The organism is Nocardia sp. NPDC051570, assembly GCF_044454005.1.
Taxonomy (GTDB): Bacteria; Actinomycetota; Actinomycetes; order Mycobacteriales; family Mycobacteriaceae; genus Nocardia.
Map to the genome: position 1 here is coordinate 321,302 of NZ_JBITDI010000005.1, position 25,629 is coordinate 346,930.

Consider the following 25,629-nt stretch of genomic DNA (forward strand, 5'->3'; position numbering starts at 1 on the left):
TTCGGCCCCGCACGGCGCCGAGGGATGGGTAGTATTTCGGCGCCGAGTCCAATCCTGCGCACTCGGAGAATTGCCGAAATTCGGTCCGGGTCTGAGACAATCGACCGACGCACCGGTCGTGCGAGGGTGTTACGCCGTCGCATGAGTGGGTACCCGGGTTGGCGGAAGGAAAGGGCTCTCACGCATGCACCGACTTCGTCACGGCGATACCGGTCCAGCCGTCGCTGAGGTTCGGAGCACCCTGGCAAGTCTCGGGTTCTTACACATGCGCCCGAACGGAGCCGATACCGACGCCTCCCGGAGCAGCGAGTACTGGAAGGATTCCGATGCCGTTTTCGATCACGACCTCGATTCCGCCGTGCGCGCGTTCCAGCAGCATCGTGGCCTGCTCGTCGACGGCGTCGTCGGCCCGGCCACGTATCGCGCGCTGAAGGAGGCGTCCTATCGACTGGGCGCCCGCACCCTGATCTATCAGCTGTCCGCACCGCTGTACGGCGACGATGTCGCCACCCTGCAGCGCCGCCTGCAGGATCTGGGGTACTACGTGCACCGCGTAGACGGCTACTTCGGCCCGCACACCCACGATGCGCTCACGGCGTTCCAGCGCGAGATCGGCCTGTCCTCCGACGGTATCTGCGGCCCCGACACGCTGCGGTCCCTGGAACAGCTGGGCGCGCGCGTCACCGGCGGCAATCCGCATCGGATCGCCGAGGAGGAGGTCGTGCACCGGGCCGGGCCGCAGCTGACCGGTAAGCGCATCGTCATCGACCCGGGTCTGGGCGGCCCCGATAAGGGTTTCGCCGTCCCCACCGAATTCGGCGACGTGTACGAATCGGAGATCCTCTGGGATCTGGCCAGCCGGCTGGAGGGCCGGATGGCGGCCACCGGTATGGAGACGTTCCTGTCCCGCCCGTGGGGCGCCAATCCGACCGATGCCGAGCGCGCCGAGACTTCCAACACCTTCGACGCGGATCTGATGATCTCGCTGCGCTGCGCGACCAATCCGAGCCCGTTGGCCAGCGGCGTCGCCGGCTTCCACTTCGGTAATTCACACGGCTCGGTCTCGATGATCGGCCAGGTGCTGGCCGGCTTCATCCAGCGCGAGATCGTCGCCCGAACCTCATTGCAGGACTGTCGAACCCACGCGCGTACCTGGGATCTGTTGCGGCTCACCAAGATGCCGACCGTGCAGGTCGACATCGGTTATCTCACCAACGATTACGACGCCACGGTGCTGACCAATCCCCGCATGCGCGATGTCATCGCCGAGGCCATTCTCATCTCCGTGAAGCGGCTGTATCTGCTCGGCCAGGACGATCAGCCCACGGGCACATACACCTTCGCGGAACTGCTCGCCGAGGAACTGGCCGCCGCCGACCGGATGTAGGTCACCGGCCCACCTCTCCGAGTGTCAGGCCATACAAGTCGGGCGCCGCTCGAATCGATCACAGGTCCTGCGTTGGTACCGATCGAATTCGGGCGTGCCCGACGAGGTACCCATCGAATCGTCCTGGGGGAGAGCTAACAGCTCACCCGGGAAGCCGACGTCATCGAGGCTGCCGCGAGCAGTTGATCCAGCGCCCGCTCCACATCCTCTTTCCAGAGGTGATCGCTGTCGAGCTCCAGCCGCAGCCGGGGGAATCGCTGATGCGAGGCCACCACCTTGAAACCGACGTCCTCCAGGAAGTCGGCATCGATCATGCAGCTCTCCGGGGAGCAGGCCTCCAACCCTCGCCGGGACGCCGATCCGCCCGCCGAGGGCAGGCCGAGGGCGGGGGTGTCAATCCGTTCCATGAGCATCATCGAGCTGATCGCACGGGTCGGCAGCATCGTGGCCGCCGGATCCTTGCGAAGTCCGAATGCCTCGATCGCCCGGACACCACGGCGCACCAGATCGGCCACCACGGACTGAATCAGGCGGTTGGCAATGTCGGTGTCCTGATACGGGGATTCGGTGCGCAGCGTGGTCAGCAGCACCGCATCCGGGCTCACCGGAGAGGTGGGGAACAGGGAGGCACGCGGCACGGCACTCGGCGGCGCGTACAGGGCGCAGCCGACGGGCTGATCACTCACCGAGGCGATCTGACCGCACGACCCCCATTCGAGCATGACCGTGGACAGCCATGCTTCCTTCTCGAAGACCGGATCGCTGAATTCCCGGGAGTCCTCGGCCACGGCCGGGTCGATCTCCCAGAACACGCACCTGCGGGCGTGTGCGGGGAGTTTGTCCAACCCGTCGAGGGTCAGTGCGGTCACGCTGGTCGACACCGCTCTGCTCAGCCTCCAGCTATCCGATTCGTCCACACTCACGTCGCATCAATATCTGCTCGCCAAGAATAAGCGATCAACGCGAACCGCCTCATTTCCCATCTGCTGTTCTTCAGGATCACAAGCCCGGCATCGTCACAGTGACGTTTCGGCGCCAGGGTGGTAGTCATGGCCGTGCCGCGGCCATTTCGACCGTTCACACCCTTCGAAACTACCGGTTCGGGTCCATCAAGGTAACAATGCGTTCGAGATCGGCCGGACCGCCGAATTCGATCACGATCTTGCCCTTCTTCTTGCCCATACTGATCGCGACGCGTGTATCGAAGGAGTCCGACAGCCGCGCCTCGAGCCGGTCCACACCGGGCTGCTGCATGGGCTTGCGTTCGGCCGGAGGCTTCTTCTCCTCCTCCGGATACTTGTTGGCCAGCAGGACGGCCTCCTCGGTGGCGCGCACCGAAAGCCCCTCGGCCACAATTCGTTCCGCCAGCATCTCCTGCGCCTCGGCACCGGCCTCCAGGCCGAGCACGGCGCGAGCGTGCCCGGCGGACAGGACACCGGCGGCCACTCGCCGCTGCACCGGAATCGGGAGCTTCAGCAGCCGGATCATATTGGTGACGACCGGCCGGGATCGGCCGATGCGCGAGGCCAACTCCTCGTGCGTGACCTCGAACTCCTCGAGCAGCTGCTGATAGGCCGATGCCTCTTCGATCGCGTTCAGCTGCACGCGGTGGATGTTCTCCAGCAGCGCGTCGCGCAGCATCGACCCGTCAGCGGTCTCGCGCACGATCGCCGGAATAGCAGACAGGCCCGCCTCCTGGCTGGCCCGCCACCGGCGCTCGCCCATGACAAGCTGATAGCGCGGAGTGGGGGAGGAGTCGAGCTGACGAACCACGATCGGCTGCATGAGGCCGAATTCGCGGATGGAGTGGACCAATTCCTCCAGCGGCTCGGGATCGAAATTCGACCGCGGCTGCTTCGGGTTCGGCTCGATCTGATCCGGCGGAATCTCGCGATAGATCGCTCCGGCATCAGTGTCCTCGCCCGGATCCGGGACCCGATGCAGATAGGCCGAGGCCGGATGCGGACCGATCGGATCGAGTCCGATCACCGCATTCGCGGCCGCACTGCCGAGCCCCTGCACCTCGGTCGGCCCGGTCGGGATCAGCGCGGCAAGCCCGCGCCCTAATCCACCCTTCTTCGCCTGAGTCATCGGCCTACCGACCCCTCTCCTCGTTCACACCATTCGCCGCATGTGCCGCCGGCACGGACCTGGCCGCGATCTCCCGACCGGCATCCAGATAGCTCATCGCACCGCGCGAGCCCGGATCGTAGTCGAGCACGGTCATTCCGTACCCCGGCGCCTCGGACACCTTCACACTGCGCGGAATCACCGATCGCAACACCACATCGCCGAAGTGCCCGCGCACTTCCTCGGCGACCTGATCGGCCAGCTTGGTACGCCCGTCGTACATCGTGAGAACGACGGTCGAGACGTGTAGTTCGGGATTGAGATGCGCCTGCACCAGGCCGATATTGCGGAGCAGCTGGCCGACACCCTCCAGCGCGTAATACTCGCACTGGATCGGGATCAGCACCTCGCGGGCAGCGACCATGGCGTTCACGGTCAGCAGGCCCAGCGAGGGCGGGCAGTCGATCATCACGTAATCGATGTCGTAGCCCGCGATATTCGCCTCCTGGATGGCCGCCTTGAGCCGCCCCTCGCGGGCCACCATCGAGACCAGCTCGATCTCGGCACCGGCCAGATCGATGGTCGCGGGAATGCACAGCAGGCGCTCATTATGCGGGCTGCGCTGAATCGCGTCCTGGACCGAGATCTCGCCGATGAGCAGTTCATAGCTGGACGGCACACCCGAATGATGTTCCACGCCCAGCGCGGTACTGGCATTGCCCTGCGGATCGAGGTCGATGACGAGCACGGTCATGCCCTGCAGCGCGAGTGCGGCGGCGAGATTCACGGCGGTGGTCGTCTTGCCGACCCCGCCCTTCTGATTGGCGATAGTGATGATGCGCTGTTCGCGCGGCTTCGGGATCGTCATGGAGCCGGGGTGCAGCACCTGACTGGCACGCTGAGCCTCCGCGGCGATAGGAGTCTCGGCGGCGGATATGTTCCCGAAGGGAGTGCGCCCGAACTCGTCCATATCGACGCTGCCGTCCAACATTCCGGGCACGCGCGATGTTGTTTCCCGTGAAACATTCGCCGGACCTTTAGACATACAGGCTCCTAACCCGAGAACTTCAGACACGTGCCCAGGCAGCTTCAGCGCCGCCGGGCTCGAGCAAGCGGAGCGCGGTTGCTTCCTGGCGAGCCTGTCGGGCACCGCAAATCTGCGCTCACGCTCGACGACACCTAGCTTGCCAGTACTCGACACGATACGGAAGTTGAACCGCGGCAATCCTTCTGCGACACGCGAAGAATCGGTCGAATCGCCGTTCCCTCGATCGATGTTTCACATGAAACAGAGGGAAGCCGATCCCGGCCGACAACACCCAAGCGCCACAGAGCAACACATCAGCCGGACCCGCATGCAGGTGATCGGAGCGAGGGCTGTCGTTCGGCAGGCGCCAAGAGGAAGAGGGGGACTGCGCGCAACACATCGGCCGGACCCGCATACAGAGGCAATCGAGAGGGGCATCCAGGAGGGGGAAGGCGGGAGTTCCTTGTTTCATGTGAAACATGCCGGGAGCGAAGGCGATAGGCCCCCGCGATGTTTCACATGAAACAAGCGCCGAGCGTCATTCGGGCTTCCGAGCGCGACGGACGGACTTGCGACTCGGACGTTCTGAACGCGGCAGCCGTTCGACACTGAGGACGACCGTCGGCGGCGTAATGATGCCGACACCACACTCGACCACCTCCGCATTACCGCCGCCCGCGCGAGTGAGATCCGTTCGGTCGCGCTCCAATTCCTCGGCGGCACTGGATCCCTTGAGCGCGAGCATCCGACCGTGGTCGTGCACGAGCGGGAGCGACCACTTCGCCAGTTTCGCCAGCGGAGCAACCGCCCGGGACGTCACCACATCCGCGCCGCCCGCCTCCTTCCTAACATCCAGCTGCTCGGCCCGCCCCCGGACGACCGTCACCTCGAGCCCGGCCGCCTCGATGAACTCGGCCAGAAAGATGGTCCGCCGCAACAGCGGCTCGACAAGCGTGATCCGAAGATCGGGCCGGGCGATGGCGAGCGGGATGCCGGGCAGTCCGGCGCCGCTACCGATATCCACCACGGTCGCGCCGACAGGAATGAGCTCACCCACCACCGCACAGTTGAGGATGTGACGCTCCCAGAGCCGGGGAATCTCACGCGGTCCGATCAGCCCGCGCTCGACCCCGATGGTGGCCAGCACGGCGTGATACCGCTTCGCCAGCTCGAGCCGCTCACCGAAAACCTGTGCCGCGATGGGAGGCGGCTCGACCGCGGCCACCGCATCGAACGGCTCGGGGGAGTGGTCCGCGTTCGTCACACCGGTGCCTCGTTCCACGTGAAACATCCTTCCGAAACTCGAAGAGATCGACGGGGCGTCCGAGGGTTCGTCCATGCGACAGCCCCCCGGACAAGCGTAGGCCCCCGGCTCGAAGAAACCGGGGGCCCCGCAACGACTTTCGATGGCGATCAGGCCGGCAGCACGACCACGTGCCGATTCGGCTCTACGCCCTCGCTCTCACTCATGACGCCCTCGACGGACGCCACCGCATCGTGCACGATCTTGCGCTCGAACGGGGTCATCGCCGACAACGACTCCGGCTTACCCGACTCCAGCACCCGCTGGGCGGTCTCGGTGCCGAGCGTGCTCAGCTCCGAACGCCGACCGGCCCGCCAGCCTGCGACGTCGAGCATCAGCCTGCTGCGCACGCCGGTCGCCTGTTGCACGGCCAGCCGGGTCAGCTCCTGCAACGCGTCCAGGACCTCACCGCGCCGCCCCACCAGCTTCGACAGATCGCGGCCACCGTCGATGCTCACCACCGCACGGTCGCCCTCGACATCGAGATCGATATCGCCGTCGAAGTCGAGGACATCCAGAAGCTGCTCGAGGTAATCACCGGCGATCTCGCCCTCCTCGATGAGCGCCTCCTCGGTATCGCTCGCCTCCTCGTCCACCTCGTCCACCGCGTCCGGCTCGGTGTCCGCGATCGTCGTCGCCACTGTGGCGTCTCCTCCGTCGGTCTCAACAGTCATTGTCGTTTCCTCAATCTGCATCGTCGGTCGTCTAACGACGTCGCTTCTGATTGGCGCGGCCTCGATTACCGGATCGCTTGCGGTTGCCCTGGCCCGTCGATCTACCCGAGGACGCGTTGGCCTTGTTCGCGGGCTTGGCGGTCCCGTTCGGCGACGGCTCCGTCACCTCCGCGTCGACCACCGGCGCATCGGTCGGCTTCTTCTTCTGATCGACAGGCTTGGCACCGGGCTTGGGAGCATTCGCGGCACGGCGCTCGAGGGCGTCCTGCTTCTTCTGCTCCTCTTCCTTCTCGATGCGACCGAACACCAGATGCTGCTGCCCGTAGGTCCACATGTTGTTCGAGACCCAGTAGATGAGGATGGCGATCGGCAGGAACGGACCACCGACGACCACACCGAGCGGGAAGACCCACAGCGCCATCTTGTTCATGATCGCGGCCTGCGGATTGGCCGCGGCCTCCGCGCTCTGCCGGGCGACCGAGGCGCGTGCGTTGAAGTGGGTCGCGAGGCCCGCGATGAGCATCAGCGGAATGGCGACCGCGGCCATATTGGCCATATGCGGAATACCGCCGAAGTCCGCGAAGGCTTCCAACTGCGCCTTGGGCGTGGTGATCGCCGCCGAGATCGGGGCGCCGAAGATCCGGGCCCGCAGGAACGACTGCACATCGTCGGCGTTGAAGACGTAGTTCGGGGTCATGGCGTTCTGCGCCGCGGTCATGCCGCCGCTGTGCCCGAAACCGCCGATACCGCTGGCGCCGCCCACTCGGTTGAACGAGCGCAACACGTGATACAGACCGATGAACACCGGCACCTGCGCCAGCACGGGCAGACAGCCCATGAGCGGATTGAAGCCGTGTTCCTTCTGCAGCTTCTGCATCTCGACCGCCATCTTCTGGCGATCGTTCTTGTACTTGCGCTGCAGCTCCTTGATCTGCGGCTGCAACTCCTGCATCTGCCGGGTGGTGCGAACCTGCTTCACGAACGGTACGTACAGCACCAACCGCAGCGTGAAGACAAGGAACACCACGGCCAGCGCCCAGGCCAGGCCGTTGTCCGAGCCCAGCGCGAACCCGAAGACCCGATGCCAGAACCACAAGATCCAAGACACCGGATAATAAATGAAATCGAGCACGGCTCTATGTACTCCCGTCCGTCGTATCGCCGGTCACCGCGTGCGGCGACCCTTTTACAGGCTTGTGTTCGGCCACTTCGTCGCCCGTCGGCTCGGCGGCTGCCCCGGCTCGCCGGGACGGCGGAACGGGGTCCCACCCACCAGGGTGCCAGGGAGCACATTTGGCCAGACGCACGACCGTCAGTCCGAGCCCGACGAACAGGCCGCGGGTGCGCAGTGCGGTCACCGCGTACTCACTGCAGGTGGGGGTGAACCGACACACCGGCATGCGGGTAGGGGAGACATAGGTCCGGTACAGCTCGATGAGAAAGATCAGCGCGTGGGACGGCAGCCGAGTCAGCGTGCGCAGGCTCATGACGATCCACCCGGATCGAACGATCCGACAGGATCGGTCTCGGGGACGGTCACGGCCGGAACGAGTTTGCGCAACGCGGCGCGCAGCTGCCGCTCCAATTCGGCGGAGTCGGTATGCGCCGCACCGGGCAGCGCACGAATCACGACATCCGTCTCCTCCGGCAGTTCGCCGATGAGCGGGTCGCAGATATGACGCAGGCGGCGGGCCACGCGATGACGAATCACCGCGGAGCCCACCGCCTTGCTGACGATAAGTCCGAAGCGCGGCCCACCGATTCGCACGGCCGGAGCCGCGGCGTCGGAGTCCGCCTCGTTCGACAACAGCACGTGCACGACGAGATCACGCCTCCCGATTCGCCGGCCACGCCGCACCGTCCGGGAGAAATCGGCACGATGATGCAGCCGATACGGCTCAGGCAACACCCGAGTGTCCGAGCGCGTAACGGGCGGGAGATAACGGACCGAACGGCGAATCAGACATGACGCCGAACCCGGTGCCGGTGGATCAGGCCGTCAGCGAATCGCGGCCCTTGCGACGGCGCGCCGACACGATGGCACGGCCCGCACGGGTCCGCATCCGAAGACGGAAACCGTGGACCCGCGCCCGACGACGGTTGTTCGGCTGGAACGTCCGCTTGCCCTTGGCCACGGTCAACACTCCTCGAGTTGGTGAGCGCCGTACGGCGCTCGAAGCTTATCGATGAAACTGGTATGCGCGCGACGAGTGCCTCGTCGGTGCAACGCCCATCGCGGCACGGGCAGCAAGCAGCCGCCACCGCATCAATGGGTGACTGTACGAGGGTACTGATCGGGCCGATCGGGGTCAAACTCGGGGTGCCCGTGAACCCGGCTCGACACCGCGACACGCCCATGTCCGCGCCGCGTAGCCAGGGGATTGCTATAGAAGCGCAGGTCCGGACCGGCCGCGACGGCTCGCCACGGCGCGACTCACATCCTTGTGGTTCTCCACATCTGTGGATAATTGTGTGGAAAGACCCCTGGAGTGGCATATTCGTAGGGCCGACGGCCATGCCGAGCGCCCGCGCTGACGGGGGATGCGGGCGGGTTCCGACCGTCTGCTCCTATCTACCTATTCCGGGGAGGAAAACGTACGTGGACGACGAGCAGAACGTGTTGACCGCTGTGTGGCACGAGGTGGTGGCAGAGCTTACAACCGGCTCGGCCGATGGCGCCATTCCGCCGGTGACCAATGCTCAAAAGGCCTGGTTAGGCCTGGTCAAGCCACTGACGGTGGCCCAGGGCTTCGCACTGCTCTCGGTGCCCTCCTCACTCGCACAGGAGGCGATCGAACGCGATCTGCGCGAGCCGATCCTGCGCTCACTGGCCCGCCGACTGGGTCCTCAGGTCGAGGGACTCGGTGTCCGCATCGCCGCGCCGACCACCCCGCCGGCCGATCGCCCGGCCGGTCCGCCGCGCCACGCACGACTCACATCGCGGCCGGAACGGGTGCGCGAGGCGCCGCGCGAATCGGTGGCCTATTCCGCCGCGGCGGAGTATCCCGGACCCGCCGACTACGCCGCACCGCGCTATCTGTCCCCAGCCGACTACCCCGCTCGACCCGACTATCCCCAGGGTGAGTTCTCCGCCACACCGATGGCCGGAGAATTGCCGGACCCGTCCGGAGTGGAACCTGCCACATCCGCTCGCCGTGAGATGGAGATGCACTCGGCCCACCCGGCGGCCAATCCGCCGGGACAGGAGTCGCTGTTCACCACCGAGAGCGATGCCGGCGCGCGTCGGCCCGGCGGCGGGGAGGAATCCGGCGAGGACGAACCGGTCGTCAGCGTGCGCAACTCGTGGCCGACCTACTTCACCAAATCGCCCGAGCCCTCGGCGACGGCGCCCGCGAGCCCCTCGGCCAGCCTGAACTCCAAGTACACCTTCGAGACGTTCGTCATCGGCGCCTCCAACCGGTTCGCGCACGCCGCCGCGGTGGCGATCGCCGAGGCGCCGGCCCGGGCCTACAATCCGCTGTTCGTCTGGGGCGCTTCGGGTTTGGGCAAGACGCATCTGCTGCACGCGGCCGGTCACTACGCCCAGCGGCTGTTCCCGGGCATGCGGGTGAAGTACGTGTCGACCGAGGAATTCACCAACGACTTCATCAACAGCCTGCGCGACGACCGCAAGGTGGCGTTCAAGCGCCGCTATCGCGAGACCGACATCCTGCTGGTCGACGACATCCAGTTCATCGAGGGTAAGGAAGGCATCCAGGAGGAGTTCTTCCACACCTTCAACACCCTGCACAACGCGAACAAGCAGATCGTGGTCTCCTCGGATCGGCCGCCCAAGCAGCTGGCCACGCTGGAGGAGCGGCTACGCACGCGGTTCGAATGGGGCCTGATCACCGATGTGCAGCCGCCGGAGCTCGAGACTCGAATCGCGATCCTGCGCAAGAAGGCTCGGATGGATCGCCTCGACGTGCCGCACGATGTGCTGGAGCTGATCGCGAGCCGGGTCGAGCGCAACATCCGCGAATTGGAGGGCGCGCTGATCCGCGTGACCGCCTTCGCCTCGCTCAACGGGCAGTCGCTGGATCTGTCGCTGGCCGAGCTGGTGCTGCGGGATCTGATGCCCGATACCAGCACGATCGAGATCACCGCGTCGACGATCATGGCCGTCACCGCGGAGTACTTCAACACCACGCTCGAGGAGCTGACCGGGCCCGGTAAGGCGCGGCCGCTGGCGCAGGCGCGGCAGATCGCGATGTATCTGTCCCGCGAGCTGACCGATCTGTCGCTGCCGAAGATCGGTCAGGCCTTCGGGCGCGACCACACGACGGTCATGTACGCCGAGAAGAAGGTCCGCAAGGAGATGACCGAGCGGCGCCGGGTGTACGACCAGGTTCAGGAACTCACAGCCCGAATCAAACAGCGCTCCCGCTGAATTCCCTCCACAAGCCGATCCACCCGAATGACCTGGGCGGATCGGCTTTTTCGTGTTGTGGATTCCTCGAGGAATCCTTGTGGAGTCCTCGAGGAATCCCACCGTTCTCCACCGGTTTACCCACAGTTGGGCGTGAGGGTCGTTGACGGCTTCACTCACACCCGGTAGTACACAGTTCGCACAGGCTGATTCATCCACCGGCACTGAGCTGCCCGAATCCCCGTACAGGGTTGTGGATTCCTCGAGGAGTCCTTGTCAGCTCCTCGAGGAATCCTCGAGTTGTCCCCGTACTTGCGCACATGTGTGCACAACCCCGGTCCAGACATGGAAGAACTCGAGGATGACTCGAGGACAGCGCATGAACAGATTCGTAACCTCCACAGGGCCCCGCCGTTCATCCTCGAGTCACCCGCCGGACATCCCCATGGCGGCACGCGCCGCGAGCAGCGGATTCGCTCGAAGTCCACAGAATCCACAGTGCCTACTACTACTTCAGTTCTTCTCCTAGAAGATCTCTCTTTAAAACAGGGTGTGTGGAAACTCGGTTCGGGGACGGACCACCCGACCGCGCTCACTCACTCAGGGCAAGAGCGCATCGAGGACAGGGTTGGGGACGACACGCATCGGGAGGGGTGACGTGGTGATCACCGACGCACACGAGTACGGTTTGGTGTCGGTCGCCCGTGCCACACTTCGATGCGGGGGCGTCCGATCCAGCACCCCCCGTATGAACCGGCCGCTGAGCCGAACCGGATCACGACCGATCGAGACTTGGGAGAGGACAACCGGGCGATGGAGAGCATGAAGTTTCGGGTCGCTCGCGAGGATTTCGCCGAATCCGTCGCCTGGGTGGCCCGCAGCCTGCCGTCGCGCCCGCCCGTGCCGGTGCTCGGTGGCGTTCTGCTCGTGGCCGATGAGAGCGGGCTGACCGTCTCCGGCTTCGACTACGAGGTCTCCGCGCAGATGCGCGTGGCCGCCGAGGTCGCCGGGCCTGGTCAGGTACTGGTGTCCGGCCGCCTGCTGGCCGACATCACAAAAGCGTTGTCCAACAAGCCCGTCGACGTCTCCGTGGATGGCACTCGCGTGCTGATCGCCTGCGGCAGTGCGAAGTTCTCGCTGCCCACCATGCCGGTCGAGGACTATCCCCAGCTGCCCGAGTTGCCGCCGCAGACCGGCGAACTCGGCGTCGACCTGTTCTCGGCGGCCGTGGGCCAGGTGGCCGTCGCCGCCGGGCGCGATGACACGTTGCCGATGCTCACCGGCATCCGGGTCGAGATCGACGGCACCAAGGTCGTCCTCGCGGCCACCGACCGGTTCCGGCTCGCGGTCCGGCATCTGGAGTGGCAGCCGGGTCGTGACGATGTGGAGACGGCCGTGCTGGTTCCGGCCCGCACCCTGTCCGAGGCCGCGAAGACCCTGGGCACATCGGATGTCCCCGTGCAGTTGGCATTCGGCACCGGCACCGACGGCCTGCTCGGCATCGTCAACGGCGGCCGCCGCACCACCACGCGACTGCTCGACGCGGAATTCCCCAAGTTCCGCCAATTGCTCCCCAAGGAACACACCTCCATCGCGACCCTGCAGGTGAGCGTCCTGATCGAGGCCATCAAGCGCGTCGCCCTCGTCGCCGAGCGCGGCGCCCAGGTGCGGCTGGAGTTCTCCGAACAGGGTCTGCAGCTGTCCGCGGGTGGCGACGATGCGGGCCGCGCCGAGGAATGGCTCGAGGCCGACTTCCGCGGCGAGCCGCTGACCATCGCGTTCAACCCGGGTTATCTCAACGACGGTCTGTCCGCACTGCATTCGGAGCGGGTGACCTTCGGATTCACCACGCCGAGTCGGCCGGCCGTGATGTGCCCGACCGTCGAGGAGGAGCCCACGCCCTCGGAATCGGGTGCCTACCCCGCGCTGGCGAGCGATTACATCTACCTGCTCATGCCGGTCCGCCTGCCGGGCTGATCCCCGCATATCTGTGAACACTGTTGACAACTCTGTGAGGAACCCTGGGCGCGTGGCGATTTCGCGACGACGGGTGGGCTGAGCCGTGTACGTCCGGGCGCTCACCCTGCGGGACTTCCGCTCCTGGTCCGAGGTCGATCTCGAATTGCCCTCGGGCCGTACGGTTTTCCTCGGGTCCAACGGCAACGGCAAGACCAATCTGGTGGAGGCCCTCGGCTATCTGTCCACCCTGGGCTCGCACCGGGTGTCCACCGACGCGCCGCTGATCAGGTTGGGAGCGCAGCGATCCCGGATCGGTGCGACAGTGGTGAATTCCGGCCGTGAGTTGCGCATCGATATCGAGCTGAATCAGGGTGCGGCCAATCGCGCGCAGATCAATCGGTCGCCGGTGCGGCGGCCGCGCGAGATCCTCGGGATCCTGCAGACGGTGCTGTTCGCGCCGGAGGATCTGGCGCTGGTGCGTGGCGATCCATCGGAGCGGCGGCGCTTCCTCGACGAGTTGTGCACAGCCCGGTTACCCAGGCTGGCCGGGGTACGCGCGGATTACGACCGCGTGCTGCGGCAGCGCTCCGCCCTGTTGAAAACCGCTGGGCGGCAGGCGCGTTCGCGCGCGGGGTCGGCGGCCGAGCTGAGCACCCTCGACGTCTGGGACGGCCATCTGGCGGCGCACGGCGCCCAGCTGCTGGCCCAGCGGCTGCGCCTGGTGCACGAGCTGTTCCCGTATCTGGAGCAGGCCTACCGTTCGATCGCGCCGGAATCGCGCGCGGCCGCCATCCGCTACCGAAGTGGTTATCTCCCACCGGAATTCCTCGAACCCGACCGCGCGCCGGAGTCCGACGACGCCGAGGTGCTGGAGTCGATCGTGCTGCGCGAGTTATCCACAGCCCGTCCCAAGGAATTGGAGCGGGGGGTGTGCCTGGTCGGGCCGCACCGCGACGATCTGGAGCTGATGCTCGGCTCGGCACCGGCGAAAGGCTTTGCCAGCCACGGGGAATCGTGGTCCTTCGCGCTCGCTCTGCGATTGTCGTCCTTCGAACTGCTGCGCGATATCGGCACCGATCCGGTGCTACTCCTCGACGATGTCTTCGCCGAACTCGACCGCCGCCGCCGCGCCGCGCTGGCAGCGGTGGCCGCCACCGCCGAACAGGTTCTCATCACCGCTGCGGTCCCCGAGGACGTCCCGCCCGAACTCGAGGCCACCCCGCTGCGCGTGGAGACCACCGGCGAATCCGACAACCGCACATCCCATATCGTCGACTCCGCGATTCCGGCGATCTCGGAACCCGGCGAGTCGTGACCGTCGCCCGCTGCGGCCGGCTTCCCGATGTCACAACTGGGCCGCGTGACGCCGGTCGCGTCGGTTCGGTGTCGCGGTTGCCAGCGGCTAGCCTGTCCTGCAGCATTCATCGGTTCGAGGCGGCGGGAGGTAGTGATGGCGGACGGCGCCGACCATGACGGTGATCGTTCGGCCGCTACCGGTTCGGAGCCCGAACTACGCGGGATCGATCTCGCGCGCCGGGCCTTGGAGGAGGCGCGCGCGGCCGCCAAGGCCAGTGGGAAGGCCGTCGGTCAGGGCCGGGCGTCGCCGCGCAAGACCGGGGTGCGGGCATTGCGCCGGCGTGGCTGGTCCGGGGCGCGGCCCGATGAGCGCGATCCGCAGCTGCTGTCCTCGCTCACCGGTGCCCTGGCCAAGAGCCGCGGCTGGTCGAGCAAGGTGGCCGAGGGCATGGTGTTCGGGCGCTGGTCGAGCGTGGTCGGCGAGGATATCGCCTCGCATGCGACACCCATCTCGCTGACCGACGGGGTGCTGAGCATTCAGGCCGAATCCACCGCGTGGGCAACGCAATTGCGCATGCTGCAGTCCCAGTTGCTGGCGAAGATCAACGCGGCCGTCGGCCAGGGCGTGGTCACCAAACTGAAGATCAGCGGCCCCGCCGCGCCGAGCTGGCGCAAGGGCGAGCGGCATATCAAGGGCCGCGGCCCGCGCGACACCTACGGCTGATCGGTCGTTTCACGTGGAACCCGAGTGCGCCGGGGTCCGCGAATCGGGTGGAGTGCGAACGGGACAGCAAACAATCTTGCGTCGGTGCGCAGTGCGCCGCTGAGGCTCCCGGGACCCCGGATACCTACAACCGGTCTCGTGGGCGATCGATTTCACGCACTCACGGCGCTCTCAGGGGTGTCATAGGTGCATCCTGGGCCGGGTGTGCCAGTAGGATGGGGGAGTAACTAGCGGCGATACCTTCGGCGCGTTTCCGCGCAGCCCGCACGAGGACCCGTAATTCTCGAGCAGTTCGTCACCTCGAGCCTATCTACCGGGCCCCCTGTGTGTGTTGTCAGCGCTGCGCCGAGGGATCAGCAAGTAAGGAGAGCTACCGAGCAGTGGCTGCCAACGACTCCAACGCAAGCGGCTCGACCCCGGCGACAGCGGGCAACAAGGACTACGGTGCCTCCAACATCACGGTCCTGGAGGGCCTCGAGGCGGTCCGTAAGCGCCCCGGTATGTACATCGGTTCCACCGGTGAGCGCGGTCTGCACCACCTGATCTGGGAGGTTGTGGACAACTCCGTCGACGAGGCGATGGCCGGTTTTGCCACGCGGGTCGATGTCACCCTGCTGGCCGACGGCGGTGTCGAGGTCGTCGACGACGGCCGTGGCATCCCCGTGGAGATGCATGCCCAGGGCATTCCGACCCTCGAGGTCGTCATGACCCAGCTGCACGCGGGCGGCAAGTTCGACTCCGATGCTTATCAGGTCTCCGGTGGTCTGCACGGTGTCGGTATCTCCGTGGTGAACGCCCTGTCGAGCCGGATGGAGGTGGAGATCGACCGGGACGGCTACCACTGGAGTCAGGAGTACAAGGACTCCAAGCCCGGCAAGCTGATCCAGGGCGAGCCGACCAAGCGCCGCGGCACCACGCAGCGGTTCTGGGCCGATTCGGAGATCTTCGAGACCACCGTCTACAACTTCGAGACGGTCGCGCGCCGGCTGCAGGAGATGGCCTTCCTCAACAAGGGCCTGACCATCACCCTCACCGATCAGCGCGTCACCGCCTCCGATGTCACCGACGAGGTCGTCAGCGAGACCGCCGAGGCGCCCAAGCAGGCCGAGATCGTCGGCGCGCCGGTCGAGCACAAGGTCAAGACCCGCACCTATCACTATCCGGGTGGCCTCGAGGATTTCGTCAAGCACCTCAACCGGTCCAAGCAGGCGATCCACAACTCGCTCGTCGCGTTCACGGGTAAGGGCACCGGGCACGAGGTCGAGGTGGCGATGCAGTGGAACTCGGGCTACTCCGAGTCGGTCCACACCTTCGCCAACGCGATCAACACCCATGAGGGCGGCACCCACGAGGAGGGCTTCCGCGCGGCGCTCACCACGGTGGTGAACAAGTACGCCAAGGATAAGAAGATCCTCAAGGAGAAGGACGGCAACCTCACCGGCGACGACATCCGCGAGGGTCTGACCGCCATCGTGAGCGTGAAGATCTCCGATCCGCAGTTCGAGGGCCAGACCAAGACCAAGCTCGGCAACACCGAGGTCAAGTCGTTCGTGCAGCGCACCTGCAACGAACACCTGGCGCACTGGTTCGAGGCCAATCCGGCCGATGCCAAAACCATTGTGCAAAAGGCGGTCTCGTCGGCGCAGGCACGCATCGCCGCGCGTAAAGCGCGTGAGCTCGTCCGGCGCAAGAGCGCGACCGACCTCGGCGGTCTGCCCGGCAAGCTGGCCGACTGCCGTTCCAAGGATCCGAGACTGTCGGAGATCTACATCGTCGAGGGTGACTCCGCCGGTGGCTCGGCCAAATCCGGCCGCGACTCGATGTATCAGGCGATCCTGCCGATCCGAGGCAAGATCATCAACGTCGAGAAGGCCCGCATCGACAGGGTCCTCAAGAACAACGAGGTCCAGTCGATCATCACCGCGTTCGGCACCGGTATCCATGACGAATTCGATATCGCGAAGCTGCGGTACCACAAGATCATCCTGATGGCCGACGCCGACGTCGACGGCCAGCACATCACCACCCTGCTGCTGACGCTGCTGTTCCGCTTCATGCGTCCGCTGGTCGAACACGGTCACGTGTATCTGTCCTGCCCGCCGCTGTACAAGCTCAAGTGGCAGCGCTCCGAGCCGGAGTTCGCCTACTCCGACCGCGAGCGCGACGCGCTGATGGAGCGAGGTCTGGCCGCCGGCAAGAAGATCAACAAGGACGACGGCGTGCAGCGCTACAAGGGTCTGGGCGAGATGAATCCGAAGGAGCTGTGGGAGACCACCATGGATCCGGCGACCCGGCTGCTGCGACTGGTGACCCTGGACGATGCGGCCGCGGCCGACGAGCTGTTCAGCATTCTGATGGGTGAGGACGTCGAGGCCCGGCGCAGCTTCATCACCCGCAACGCCAAGGATGTCCGCTTCCTCGATCTGTAGGCGCGCCTCGTCGTTCCGGCTGCTCCAGCACGCCGGAACGACGAATGAGACCGGCCCGCAAAGACTTCCAACGGAGACGATTCCATGACCGAGACCACCCTGCCGCCCAACGGCGGCGGCGACCGCATCGAACCGGTCGACATCCAGCACGAGATGCAGAACAGCTACATCGATTACGCGATGAGTGTGATCGTGGGCCGCGCGCTGCCCGAGGTGCGCGACGGCCTGAAGCCGGTGCACCGCCGCGTGCTCTACGCGATGTACGACAACAACTACCGGCCCGACCGCGGTTATGTGAAGTCGGCCCGACCGGTCGCCGAGACCATGGGTAACTACCACCCGCACGGTGACGCCTCGATCTACGACACCCTCGTGCGCATGGCCCAGCCGTGGTCGCTGCGCTATCCGATGGTCGATGGCCAGGGCAACTTCGGTTCGCGCGGCAACGACGGCCCGGCCGCCATGCGCTACACGGAATGCCGCCTCACGCCGCTGGCCATGGAGATGCTGCGTGAAATCGACGAGGAGACAGTCGACTTCACGCCGAACTACGACGGCCGTTCGATGGAGCCGGTGGTTCTCCCCAGCCGTGTTCCCCAGCTGTTGATCAACGGCTCCGGCGGTATCGCCGTCGGCATGGCCACCAACATCCCGCCGCACAACCTGCGCGAGGTGGCCGAGGCGATCTTCTGGTCGCTCGAGAATCACGAGGCCGACGAGGAGACCACCCTCGACGCGTGCATGGAACGGATCAAGGGTCCGGACTTCCCGACCTACGGCCTGATCGTCGGCGGCCAGGGCATCCAGGACGCCTACCGAACCGGTCGCGGGGCGATCCGCATGCGCGGCGTGGTGGAGATCGAAGAGGACAGCCGCGGTCGTACCACGATCGTCATCACCGAGCTGCCGTACCAGGTCAACACCGACAACTTCGTCAACTCGATCGCCGAGCAGGTCAAGGACGGCAAGATCGCGGGCATCGCCGATGTCCACGACGAATCCTCCGACCGCGCCGGTCTGCGCATCGTCGTCACCATCAAGCGGGACGCGATCGCCAAGGTCGTGCTGAACAACCTGTACAAGCACACCCAGCTGCAGACCAGCTTCGGCGCCAACATGCTGTCCATCGTCGACGGCGTGCCGCGCACGCTGCGGCTGGACCAGATGATCCGGCTCTACGTCACCCACCAGTTGGATGTCATCGTCCGGCGTACCCGCTACCGGTTGCGCAAGGCCGAGGAGCGCGCCCACATCCTGCGTGGTCTGGTCAAGGCACTGGACGCACTCGACGAGGTCATCGCGCTGATCCGGCGCTCGGCCGATACCGAGACCGCGCGCACGGGCCTGATGCAGATGCTCGGCATCGATGAGATCCAGGCGACCGCGATCCTGGATATGCAGCTGCGCCGCCTGTCCGCCCTGGAACGTCAGAAGATCGTCGACGAGTTGGCCAAGATCGAGATCGAGATCGCCGACTACAAGGACATCCTCGACAAGCCCGAGCGGCAGCGCGCGATCGTCCACGACGAGCTGGCCGAGATCGTCGACAAGCACGGCGACGATCGGCGCACCAAGATCATCGCCGCCGACGGTGACGTCAACGACGAGGATCTGATCGCCCGCGAGGACGTGGTCGTCACCATCACCGAGACCGGCTACGCCAAGCGCACCAAGACCGACCTCTACCGCAGCCAGAAGCGCGGCGGCAAGGGCGTACAGGGCGCGGGCCTCAAGCAGGACGATCTGGTCCGGCACTTCTTCATCACCTCGACCCACGACTGGTTGCTGTTCTTCACCAACCTCGGCCGGGTGTACCGGGCCAAGGCCTATGAGCTGCCCGAGGCCAGCCGGACCGCGCGCGGTCAGCATGTGGCGAATCTGCTGGCCTTCCAGCCGGATGAGAAGATCGCCCAGGTCATCCAGCTCAAGACCTATGAGGACGCGCCGTATCTGGTGCTGGCGACCCGCAACGGCCTGGTGAAGAAGTCCAAGCTGACCGATTTCGATTCCAATCGCTCCGGCGGCATCGTCGCGGTGAACCTGCGCGACGGCGACGAATTGGTCGGCGCCGCACTGTGTTCCGCCGATGACGACCTGCTGCTGGTCTCGGCGCACGGTCAGTCGATCCGCTTCGCCGCCAACGATGAGGTGCTGCGCCCGATGGGCCGGGCCACCTCCGGCGTGCAGGGCATGCGATTCAATACCGACGACGAGCTGCTCTCGCTCAATGTGGTCCGGGAGAACACCTATCTGTTGGTGGCCACCGCCGGTGGATATGCCAAGCGCACGGCCATCGAGGAGTACACCGCTCAGGGCCGCGGCGGTAAAGGTGTATTGACTATCCAGTACGACGTGAAGCGTGGCAGTCTGGTGGGTGCGCTCATCGTCGACGACGAGGATGAGCTCTATGCCATCACCTCCGGGGGTGGTGTTATCCGGACGGCGGCGAATCAGGTGCGCAAGGCGGGTCGGCAGACCAAGGGCGTGCGATTGATGAACCTCGGTGAGGGCGATACCTTGCTTGCGATCGCTCGGAACGCCGATGAGCCCGATCAGGTTTCCGGCGAAGACGACACCAACGGTTCCGAGAAGCAGTAATTTCTCCACAGGCAGCGGCGGCACGACGGATTGAAGGATCCCCAATTGACCACTCCGAACCAGCCGAATGACGAGCGGCACCACGCCAACGGTGTGACCGAGCGGATCGCGCCGTCCCCGATTCCGCCGCGACCTATTCCGCGGCCCGGGGCGTCGGGTGAGAACGGGCAGGGCAATGCGCCCGAAATGTCCGATAAGCCAGCCGATTCCAAGCGGCAGGAGGGTGCGGCGGAGGCGGAGGAAGGGTGGTCGCAGCTGCCGCAGCGCGAACCGCAGTCCAACCTGAACCGGCCGGGTCAGGCGCCGGTGGCCGGTCGGCCACCGGTCAACCCGATCGGTCTCAACCCGAGCGGTGGCGGCCTCGGCGGTGTGAGCAATGCGCGCACCACCACGGACCTGGCGGCGAAGGCGGCGCGCAAGGAGGCCGCGATGGTGAAGTCCGTCGGCATCGACGGACCTACCCGCAGCATCGCCCGGCCCGAGTTGGTCAAGGACATGCCGGACCTGTCGGAGCTGCGTCATCCGCTGCCACCGACCGCGGAGGTCCCCGGTGCGCACGGCCCGCAGGCCGTGCCGATCTCGCCGGCGGTGCCGGTGGCGGTGGCCCAGGCCGTCACCACGGGTGAGCCGCTGCGGGCGACCGTGCAGGTGCGCCACATCGATCCGTGGTCCACGCTGAAGGTGTCGCTGGTGATCAGCGTCTCCATGTTCTTCGTGTGGATGCTGGCGGTCGGCTTCCTCTACATCGTGCTGTCGGGCATGGGTGTGTGGGACCGCCTCAACAGCACCTTCACCGATATGGTCGACAGCGGTGCGTCCTCATCGGCCCTGATCGACGCCGGAACGGTCTTCGGCTACGCGGCTGTGATCGGAATCATCAACGTGGTCTTGCTCACGGCGCTGTCCACGGTCGGCGTCTTCATCTACAACCAGTGCACCGATCTCGTCGGCGGCATTCAGGTCACCCTGGCCGACCCCGACTAGTTCGAACCACCCACGGCCGGTCTCAGCCCGCAGGGCCGGGACCGGCCGTTTTGGTTATCGAGGGTGGGGTACGGTAATCTCGTGCCTCGGTCCGGGTAACACTCCGGACCACGATGAGGGCCTATAGCTCAGGCGGTTAGAGCGCTTCGCTGATAACGAAGAGGTCGGAGGTTCAAGTCCTCCTAGGCCCACTCCCCGTCGATCACAGTAGGGTGGGATTCATGAAGTTTCTCCTCACGCTCGGTGTTGTGGTGGCGGTCGTCTTCGCGATCAGCAAGTTCCGCCAGCGCAACGAGGCCGATCTGTGGCACGAGGTAACCACCCGTTGAATCGGTTCACCAGCCAGGGGCCATAGCTCAATTGGCAGAGCACTGCCTTTGCAAGGCAGGGGTTAGGGGTTCGATTCCCCTTGGCTCCACTTTCTACCGGCATGAATGCCGGTTTTCTTCCGTCGTGCACTGATCCGACGAATTCTCCTTCGTGCCTCTCGGTGGTTGGACTCCGCCCTGAGTTGGCAGTGGCACCGAACATCTCAAGGGGGAGTCCGTCCAGTCGGAAGGCGACGCGGTGACGGGTCCAGCGGTGGCCGCCGTCGCCGGGGTGAGGGTGAATGCCGTTCCGGCCCATGCGGATGCGTTCAGCGATCAGGTGCCGCCGATCGGCTCAGCACGGTCGTGGTGGTTCGGTTCACCCCGGCGGGCTGTCGCCCGGGGCAGTTCGCGCGGAATGCGAGTCGGCGCAGGTGAGTCGAAATGCCCTGGGCGCCACTTACTTTCCGTATTCGGCCTGGAGTTGGCGTTTGTAGATCTTGCCGGAATCGTCGCGGGGCAGTTCGGGGACGAGGCGTAGTTCGGTGGGGATCTTGTAGTCGGCGAGCTGGGTGGTCAGGGCCGTTCGGAGGGATTGTGCGGTGACGGTGGCGCCGGGGCGTGGGATCACATGGGCCGCAACGGCTTCGCCGAGGTCGCCGGGGTGGGGGATACCGAAGACCGCGACGTCCTCGATGCCGTCCAGGGCCATGATGGCGTTCTCGATCTCGGCGGGATAGATGTTGACCCCGCCCGCGATGATGATCTCGGCGCTGCGGCCGGTGAGGTAGAGGAAACCGTCCTCGTCGAGGTATCCGGTATCACCGACGGTGATGTGGCCGGGCAGGGGGCCCGGGGCGAGCTCGTCGCGGTGGAGGTAGGTGAAGCGGGGCCAGTAGTCCGCGCCGCGGACCCAGACCCGACCGACCTCGTGCGGTGGCAGGACCGTGCCGTCCGCGCCGGTGATCGCGACCGAGGCGCCGTCGACCGGGCGGCCGACGCTGCCGGGATGCCCTAGCCAATCGGCCGCGCCGATCCAGGTGATCGCGCCGGCCTCGCTGCAGCCGTAGTACTCCCACACCGCATCGCCGAACCATTCGATGGCGGCCCGTTTCACCGCGGGCGGGCAGGGGGCCGCGGAGTGGATCAGATGGGTCAGGCTCGATACGTCGTAGCGCTCGCGCACCTCGGCGGGCAGCGACAGCAGACGGGACAGCATGGTCGGCACGATCTTCGCCTGGGTGATGCGCCGCTCGTGCACATGCCGCAGGAAACCCTCGCTATGCCATCTCGGCATGATCGTGATGTCGGTGCCCATTCGCAGCGCGAGCACGGCGACGGTATTCGGACTGCTGTGATACAGCGGCCCGGCGACCACCGTCCGTCCGCCCGGCGTCAGGCCCATGCGCTGCGCGGCGCCGCCCGCGATGGACATCAGCTGCTGCGGCGTCAGCCGTTCGCGCAGCACGCCTTTCGGGGCCCCGGTGGTGCCGGAGGTGTAGATGAGGCCCATCGAATCCGTGATCGCGCCCTCGAGATGGCCCAGCGGATCCGGATGCGCCTCGATCCAGTCCTCCAGCAGCGGATGGTGCCCGGTGGGCTCGGCCAGCGCCGGATCCAGCCCGGCCTCGGCGAGCGATTCCCGCGGCATCGCGACCTCCACTACGACCGCCGCACCGCCCGACAGCTCGACGGCGTGCTCGACCAGCCCGACGAATTCGGTGTGTGCGAAGACGATTCGGACATCCGCGTCGCGCAGAACATGCGCCACCTCGGGCGCCTGCCAGCGGGTGTTGATCGGCACCGGATTCGCGCCGCAGCCGGCCGCGGCCAGCGAGATCTCCAGGAATTCGATGTCGTTGCGCAGCATCACCGCAACCCGGTCGGTCCGGGCGACACCGGCGGCGACGAGCGCCGCGGCCAGCCGTCCGGCTCGTCGCTGCGACTGCGCCTGGTCGCGAATTCGGGTGCCACAGCTGATCGTCGGTGCGGAATCGGTCATGTCGGTCAGTCTGGCACGGGTGTCATGTTCGGTCGAATTGTCTGCAGTTCGGATTCGCCTTCGGCCATTGGGGATTCGACACAGCGTGTCGCTGCGGGAGTGGTCAATTGTCATGCTGGAAGCTTGTGCGCATGAATTGGACCGAAAGCGCAGAAACACTAGCGTCCCGTTGTACGCGTGCCGCGGCCAATGTCGCGGTGGTCGGCTTGTTCGCCGGCGTTCTGACGGCACTCGGTGGAACGACCGCGGTGGCGGATTCGGATGCGCATCCGGAACGCATTGCCGCCCGGAGCGTCTCCGCGGATGGTTCGAAGATAACCGATGTCGAACGCATCGACGACCGCAATATACGACTGCAGGTGTACTCGGCCGCCATGGACAACACCTTCCCGGTGGAGATCCAGCGTCCCGCCGATATGTCGCAATCGTCGCCCTCGCTGTATCTGCTCAGCGGTGTGGACGGTGGTACGAATGCCGCGTCCTGGCAGGCGCAAACGGATGTGCGCCAGTTCCTCTCGGACAAGAACGTCAACCTCGTCATGCCGATCGGCGGCCGTTTCAGTTATTACACCGATTGGGACAAGGATGATCCGGTCCTGGGCCGCAACAAGTGGAAGACCTATCTGACCGACGAATTGCCGCCGCTGATCGATGCCGCGCTGAACGCCAACGGCGTCAACGCGATTGCCGGCATCTCGACCTCCGGGACCTCGGTGCTCGCCCTGCCGATCGCCAAGCCCGGCCTGTACCGCGCGGCCGCGGCCTACAGTGGATGTGCGCAGGTCAGCGACAAGGTGGGCGCGACGTTCGTGAAGGGCATCATCAACGCGTTCGGCAACGGCAACGTCGAGAACATGTGGGGCCCACTGGGATCTCCGGAATGGAAGGCCAACGATCCGTACGAACATGCGGACCAGTTGCGCGGGACGGAACTCTACATTTCCTCCGGCAACGGCCTTCCGGGGAAATACGACACCCTCGACGGTCCCCGATCGCTGCCCGGTGTGGACGGTCTGGCGAATCAGCTCATCATCGGCGGTCTGATCGAGGCAGCCACCAACAACTGCACGCACAATATGCAGAACAAGCTTGCGGCCCTGGCCATCCCGGCGACGTTCGACTACACATCGGGCACGCATTCGTGGGGATATTGGCAGGATGAGCTGAAGCGTTCCTGGCCGGTGCTCGCTCGCGGTCTGGGCCTCGCCTGAGAAAAGTTGTTCTCGCGAACCGTGTCGGTCCGCACTGGGTCGTGATCGTGATGCTAAAAGCTTGGGCATGACAATGACCCCGAGAGTCATATCCACATCCGGTCGTCTCCGAGCCGCGGCCAATCTCGCGCTGTCCGGTCTAATTCTGGGCACGCTGGCCGCGGCCGGGGCGACGAATGTCTCCGCCGCGCCGTCGGATTCGGCAAATCGCGTCGCCACCACCGCGACGGCACCGGATGGTTCACGCATCACCGGCGTGGAACCCATCGATGATCGCAATATGCGGCTGCAGGTCCATTCGGCCGCCATGGATCGCACCTTCCCGGTGGAAGTTCAACTCCCCGCGGACAATTCCGCGCCCCGCCCGAGCCTGTATCTGCTGGCCGGCGCCGACGGCGGGACGAGTATCGCCTCCTGGCAGGCTCAGACCGACGTCCGGGACTTCATGGCCGATAAGGATGTCAATCTGATCCTGCCGATCGGCGGCCAGTTCAGCTACTACACCGACTGGGCGAACGACGATCCGGTACTCGGCCGCAACAAGTGGAAGACCTACTTCACCGAGGAACTGCCGCCGCTGATCGACGCCGCGCTGAATACCAACGGCGTCAACGCGATTGCCGGCATCTCCACCTCGGGGACCTCGGTGCTCTCGCTGCCCATCGCCAAACCCGGCCTGTACAAGGCGGCCGCGGCCTACAGCGGCTGCGCGCAGACCAGCGATCCCATCGGCGCGAACTTCGTCAACGCCGTGGTCGAGGGTTATGGGCACGGCACCCTCACGAACATGTGGGGTCCGGCCGGTTCGCCCGAATGGGCGGCCAACGATCCCTATGTGCAGGCCGAGAAGCTGCGCGGGGTCGACCTCTACATCTCGTCGGGCAACGGAATGCCCGGCAAATACGAGGTTCTCGACGGTCCGCACGTGCCGGGCGGGGTGCGCGGTCTGGCCGGGCAGATCATCGCGGGCGGGCTGATCGAGGCGGCCACCAACTACTGCACCCACAATATGGAGAACAAGCTCGCCGCGCTGGAGATCCCGGCGACCTTCGATTACTCCTCGGGCACGCACTCCTGGGGCTACTGGCAAGACGGTCTGAAGCGCTCCTGGCCGGTGCTGGCGCACGGCCTCGGTATGTCCTAACGGATTTCGGATAAAACGAAGCGGGGGGGGGGGGGGGGGGGGGGGGGGGGGCCGCGCCCGCGGGGGGGGTGGGGGGTGGGAAGGTTTGTGGGGGGGGCGACCCCCCCCCCGCCGGGGGCGGGGGGGTGGGGGGGCGCCCCCCCA

Annotated in this window: 20 protein-coding genes, 2 tRNA genes and 1 pseudogene; 13 read left to right on the plus strand and 10 right to left on the minus strand. The window is 65.9% G+C overall.

Features of this window, described 5'->3' with window-relative positions:
* Nucleotides 1-184 precede the first annotated feature (184 nt).
* Entirely contained in the window at nucleotides 185-1,387 is a 1,203-nt protein-coding gene (locus ACIA76_RS14865; protein WP_397152322.1) for an N-acetylmuramoyl-L-alanine amidase, read from the plus strand.
* A 134-nt stretch (nucleotides 1,388-1,521) separates the two neighbouring features.
* On the opposite strand, the gene ACIA76_RS14870 is transcribed toward ACIA76_RS14865, so the two are convergent.
* From ACIA76_RS14870 to rpmH, 9 genes are all read right to left on the minus strand, one after another.
* Complete coding sequence (locus tag ACIA76_RS14870; protein WP_397152323.1) at nucleotides 1,522-2,268, minus strand: GNAT family N-acetyltransferase; 747 nt, start codon at nucleotides 2,266-2,268, stop codon at nucleotides 1,522-1,524.
* 211 nt (nucleotides 2,269-2,479) lie between these two features.
* The gene (locus ACIA76_RS14875) at nucleotides 2,480-3,478 is read right to left on the minus strand and encodes a ParB/RepB/Spo0J family partition protein (protein ID WP_397152324.1); all 999 of its coding nucleotides are present in this window, start codon (nucleotides 3,476-3,478) and stop codon (nucleotides 2,480-2,482) included.
* Nucleotides 3,479-3,482: 4 nt separating this feature from the next.
* Nucleotides 3,483-4,448, minus strand: coding sequence for a ParA family protein (locus ACIA76_RS14880; protein ID WP_397152580.1), 966 nt, complete (start codon nucleotides 4,446-4,448; stop codon nucleotides 3,483-3,485).
* A gap of 574 nt (nucleotides 4,449-5,022) precedes the next feature.
* Nucleotides 5,023-5,775, minus strand: a complete 753-nt coding sequence (gene rsmG / locus ACIA76_RS14885) for a 16S rRNA (guanine(527)-N(7))-methyltransferase RsmG (protein WP_397152325.1) — start codon at nucleotides 5,773-5,775, stop codon at nucleotides 5,023-5,025.
* A gap of 122 nt (nucleotides 5,776-5,897) precedes the next feature.
* Entirely contained in the window at nucleotides 5,898-6,461 is a 564-nt protein-coding gene (locus tag ACIA76_RS14890; protein ID WP_397152326.1) for a protein jag, read from the minus strand.
* Between the two features lie 31 nt (nucleotides 6,462-6,492).
* Nucleotides 6,493-7,593: a membrane protein insertase YidC gene (gene yidC / locus ACIA76_RS14895; RefSeq protein ID WP_397152327.1), complete on the minus strand. Its 1,101-nt coding sequence runs from the start codon at nucleotides 7,591-7,593 to the stop codon at nucleotides 6,493-6,495.
* A gap of 4 nt (nucleotides 7,594-7,597) precedes the next feature.
* On the minus strand, nucleotides 7,598-7,948 hold the full coding sequence (gene yidD, locus ACIA76_RS14900) for a membrane protein insertion efficiency factor YidD (RefSeq protein ID WP_397152328.1): 351 nt from the start codon (nucleotides 7,946-7,948) through the stop codon (nucleotides 7,598-7,600).
* Nucleotides 7,945-8,370, minus strand: coding sequence for a ribonuclease P protein component (gene rnpA, locus ACIA76_RS14905; RefSeq protein ID WP_397152329.1), 426 nt, complete (start codon nucleotides 8,368-8,370; stop codon nucleotides 7,945-7,947). Before rnpA ends, yidD begins: the two co-directional genes overlap by 4 nt.
* Nucleotides 8,371-8,452: 82 nt before the next feature.
* Nucleotides 8,453-8,596: a 50S ribosomal protein L34 gene (rpmH, locus tag ACIA76_RS14910; RefSeq protein WP_003942540.1), complete on the minus strand. Its 144-nt coding sequence runs from the start codon at nucleotides 8,594-8,596 to the stop codon at nucleotides 8,453-8,455.
* 668 nt (nucleotides 8,597-9,264) lie between these two features.
* Here rpmH and dnaA point away from each other — a divergent pair.
* The 10 genes and pseudogenes from dnaA to ACIA76_RS14960 all read left to right on the plus strand — a co-directional run.
* Nucleotides 9,265-10,851, plus strand: a pseudogene (gene dnaA, locus ACIA76_RS14915) (chromosomal replication initiator protein DnaA); the annotation flags it as partial.
* A gap of 801 nt (nucleotides 10,852-11,652) precedes the next feature.
* Nucleotides 11,653-12,807: a DNA polymerase III subunit beta gene (dnaN, locus tag ACIA76_RS14920; protein WP_397152330.1), complete on the plus strand. Its 1,155-nt coding sequence runs from the start codon at nucleotides 11,653-11,655 to the stop codon at nucleotides 12,805-12,807.
* 85 nt (nucleotides 12,808-12,892) lie between these two features.
* The gene (gene recF / locus ACIA76_RS14925) at nucleotides 12,893-14,104 is read left to right on the plus strand and encodes a DNA replication/repair protein RecF (RefSeq protein WP_397152331.1); all 1,212 of its coding nucleotides are present in this window, start codon (nucleotides 12,893-12,895) and stop codon (nucleotides 14,102-14,104) included.
* A gap of 135 nt (nucleotides 14,105-14,239) precedes the next feature.
* The gene (locus ACIA76_RS14930) at nucleotides 14,240-14,809 is read left to right on the plus strand and encodes a DUF721 family protein (protein ID WP_397152332.1); all 570 of its coding nucleotides are present in this window, start codon (nucleotides 14,240-14,242) and stop codon (nucleotides 14,807-14,809) included.
* A 380-nt stretch (nucleotides 14,810-15,189) separates the two neighbouring features.
* Nucleotides 15,190-17,238 (plus strand): DNA topoisomerase (ATP-hydrolyzing) subunit B, encoded by a 2,049-nt coding sequence (gene gyrB, locus ACIA76_RS14935; protein ID WP_397152333.1) that lies wholly within the window; start codon nucleotides 15,190-15,192, stop codon nucleotides 17,236-17,238.
* 84 nt (nucleotides 17,239-17,322) lie between these two features.
* The gene (gyrA, locus tag ACIA76_RS14940) at nucleotides 17,323-19,836 is read left to right on the plus strand and encodes a DNA gyrase subunit A (protein WP_397152334.1); all 2,514 of its coding nucleotides are present in this window, start codon (nucleotides 17,323-17,325) and stop codon (nucleotides 19,834-19,836) included.
* A 45-nt stretch (nucleotides 19,837-19,881) separates the two neighbouring features.
* Entirely contained in the window at nucleotides 19,882-20,820 is a 939-nt protein-coding gene (locus ACIA76_RS14945; protein ID WP_397152335.1) for a DUF3566 domain-containing protein, read from the plus strand.
* A 117-nt stretch (nucleotides 20,821-20,937) separates the two neighbouring features.
* A tRNA-Ile gene (locus ACIA76_RS14950) sits at nucleotides 20,938-21,011 on the plus strand.
* Nucleotides 21,012-21,041: 30 nt separating this feature from the next.
* Entirely contained in the window at nucleotides 21,042-21,149 is a 108-nt protein-coding gene (locus ACIA76_RS14955; protein WP_397152336.1) for a DLW-39 family protein, read from the plus strand.
* 16 nt (nucleotides 21,150-21,165) lie between these two features.
* Nucleotides 21,166-21,238: transfer RNA gene (locus ACIA76_RS14960), tRNA-Ala, on the plus strand.
* 350 nt (nucleotides 21,239-21,588) lie between these two features.
* Here ACIA76_RS14960 and ACIA76_RS14965 read toward each other — a convergent pair.
* A complete protein-coding gene (locus ACIA76_RS14965; protein WP_397152337.1) occupies nucleotides 21,589-23,130 on the minus strand; it encodes an AMP-binding protein in 1,542 nt (513 codons plus the stop codon).
* 221 nt (nucleotides 23,131-23,351) lie between these two features.
* Here ACIA76_RS14965 and ACIA76_RS14970 point away from each other — a divergent pair, with 221 nt between their 5' ends.
* Together ACIA76_RS14970 and ACIA76_RS14975 are read left to right on the plus strand one after the other, a co-directional pair.
* A complete protein-coding gene (locus tag ACIA76_RS14970; RefSeq protein ID WP_397152581.1) occupies nucleotides 23,352-24,341 on the plus strand; it encodes an alpha/beta hydrolase in 990 nt (329 codons plus the stop codon).
* Nucleotides 24,342-24,414: 73 nt separating this feature from the next.
* Nucleotides 24,415-25,485, plus strand: coding sequence for an alpha/beta hydrolase (locus ACIA76_RS14975; RefSeq protein ID WP_397152582.1), 1,071 nt, complete (start codon nucleotides 24,415-24,417; stop codon nucleotides 25,483-25,485).
* Nucleotides 25,486-25,629 lie beyond the last annotated feature (144 nt).

Bases quoted from the DNA above. Each gene is read 5' to 3' on its own strand.
- ACIA76_RS14975 (WP_397152582.1), top strand. From the start codon at position 24,415: ATGACCCCGAGAGTCATATCCACATCCGGTCGTCTCCGAGCCGCGGCC.
- ACIA76_RS14890 (WP_397152326.1), bottom strand. From the start codon at position 6,461: ATGACTGTTGAGACCGACGGAGGAGACGCCACAGTGGCGACGACGATC.
- ACIA76_RS14930 (WP_397152332.1), top strand. From the start codon at position 14,240: ATGGCGGACGGCGCCGACCATGACGGTGATCGTTCGGCCGCTACCGGT.
- yidD (WP_397152328.1), bottom strand. From the start codon at position 7,948: ATGAGCCTGCGCACGCTGACTCGGCTGCCGTCCCACGCGCTGATCTTT.
- ACIA76_RS14875 (WP_397152324.1), bottom strand. From the start codon at position 3,478: ATGACTCAGGCGAAGAAGGGTGGATTAGGGCGCGGGCTTGCCGCGCTG.
- rsmG (WP_397152325.1), bottom strand. From the start codon at position 5,775: ATGTTTCACGTGGAACGAGGCACCGGTGTGACGAACGCGGACCACTCC.
- ACIA76_RS14965 (WP_397152337.1), bottom strand. From the start codon at position 23,130: ATGACCGATTCCGCACCGACGATCAGCTGTGGCACCCGAATTCGCGAC.
- ACIA76_RS14955 (WP_397152336.1), top strand. From the start codon at position 21,042: ATGAAGTTTCTCCTCACGCTCGGTGTTGTGGTGGCGGTCGTCTTCGCG.
- gyrA (WP_397152334.1), top strand. From the start codon at position 17,323: ATGACCGAGACCACCCTGCCGCCCAACGGCGGCGGCGACCGCATCGAA.
- dnaN (WP_397152330.1), top strand. From the start codon at position 11,653: ATGAAGTTTCGGGTCGCTCGCGAGGATTTCGCCGAATCCGTCGCCTGG.
- ACIA76_RS14865 (WP_397152322.1), top strand. From the start codon at position 185: ATGCACCGACTTCGTCACGGCGATACCGGTCCAGCCGTCGCTGAGGTT.
- ACIA76_RS14880 (WP_397152580.1), bottom strand. From the start codon at position 4,448: ATGTTGGACGGCAGCGTCGATATGGACGAGTTCGGGCGCACTCCCTTC.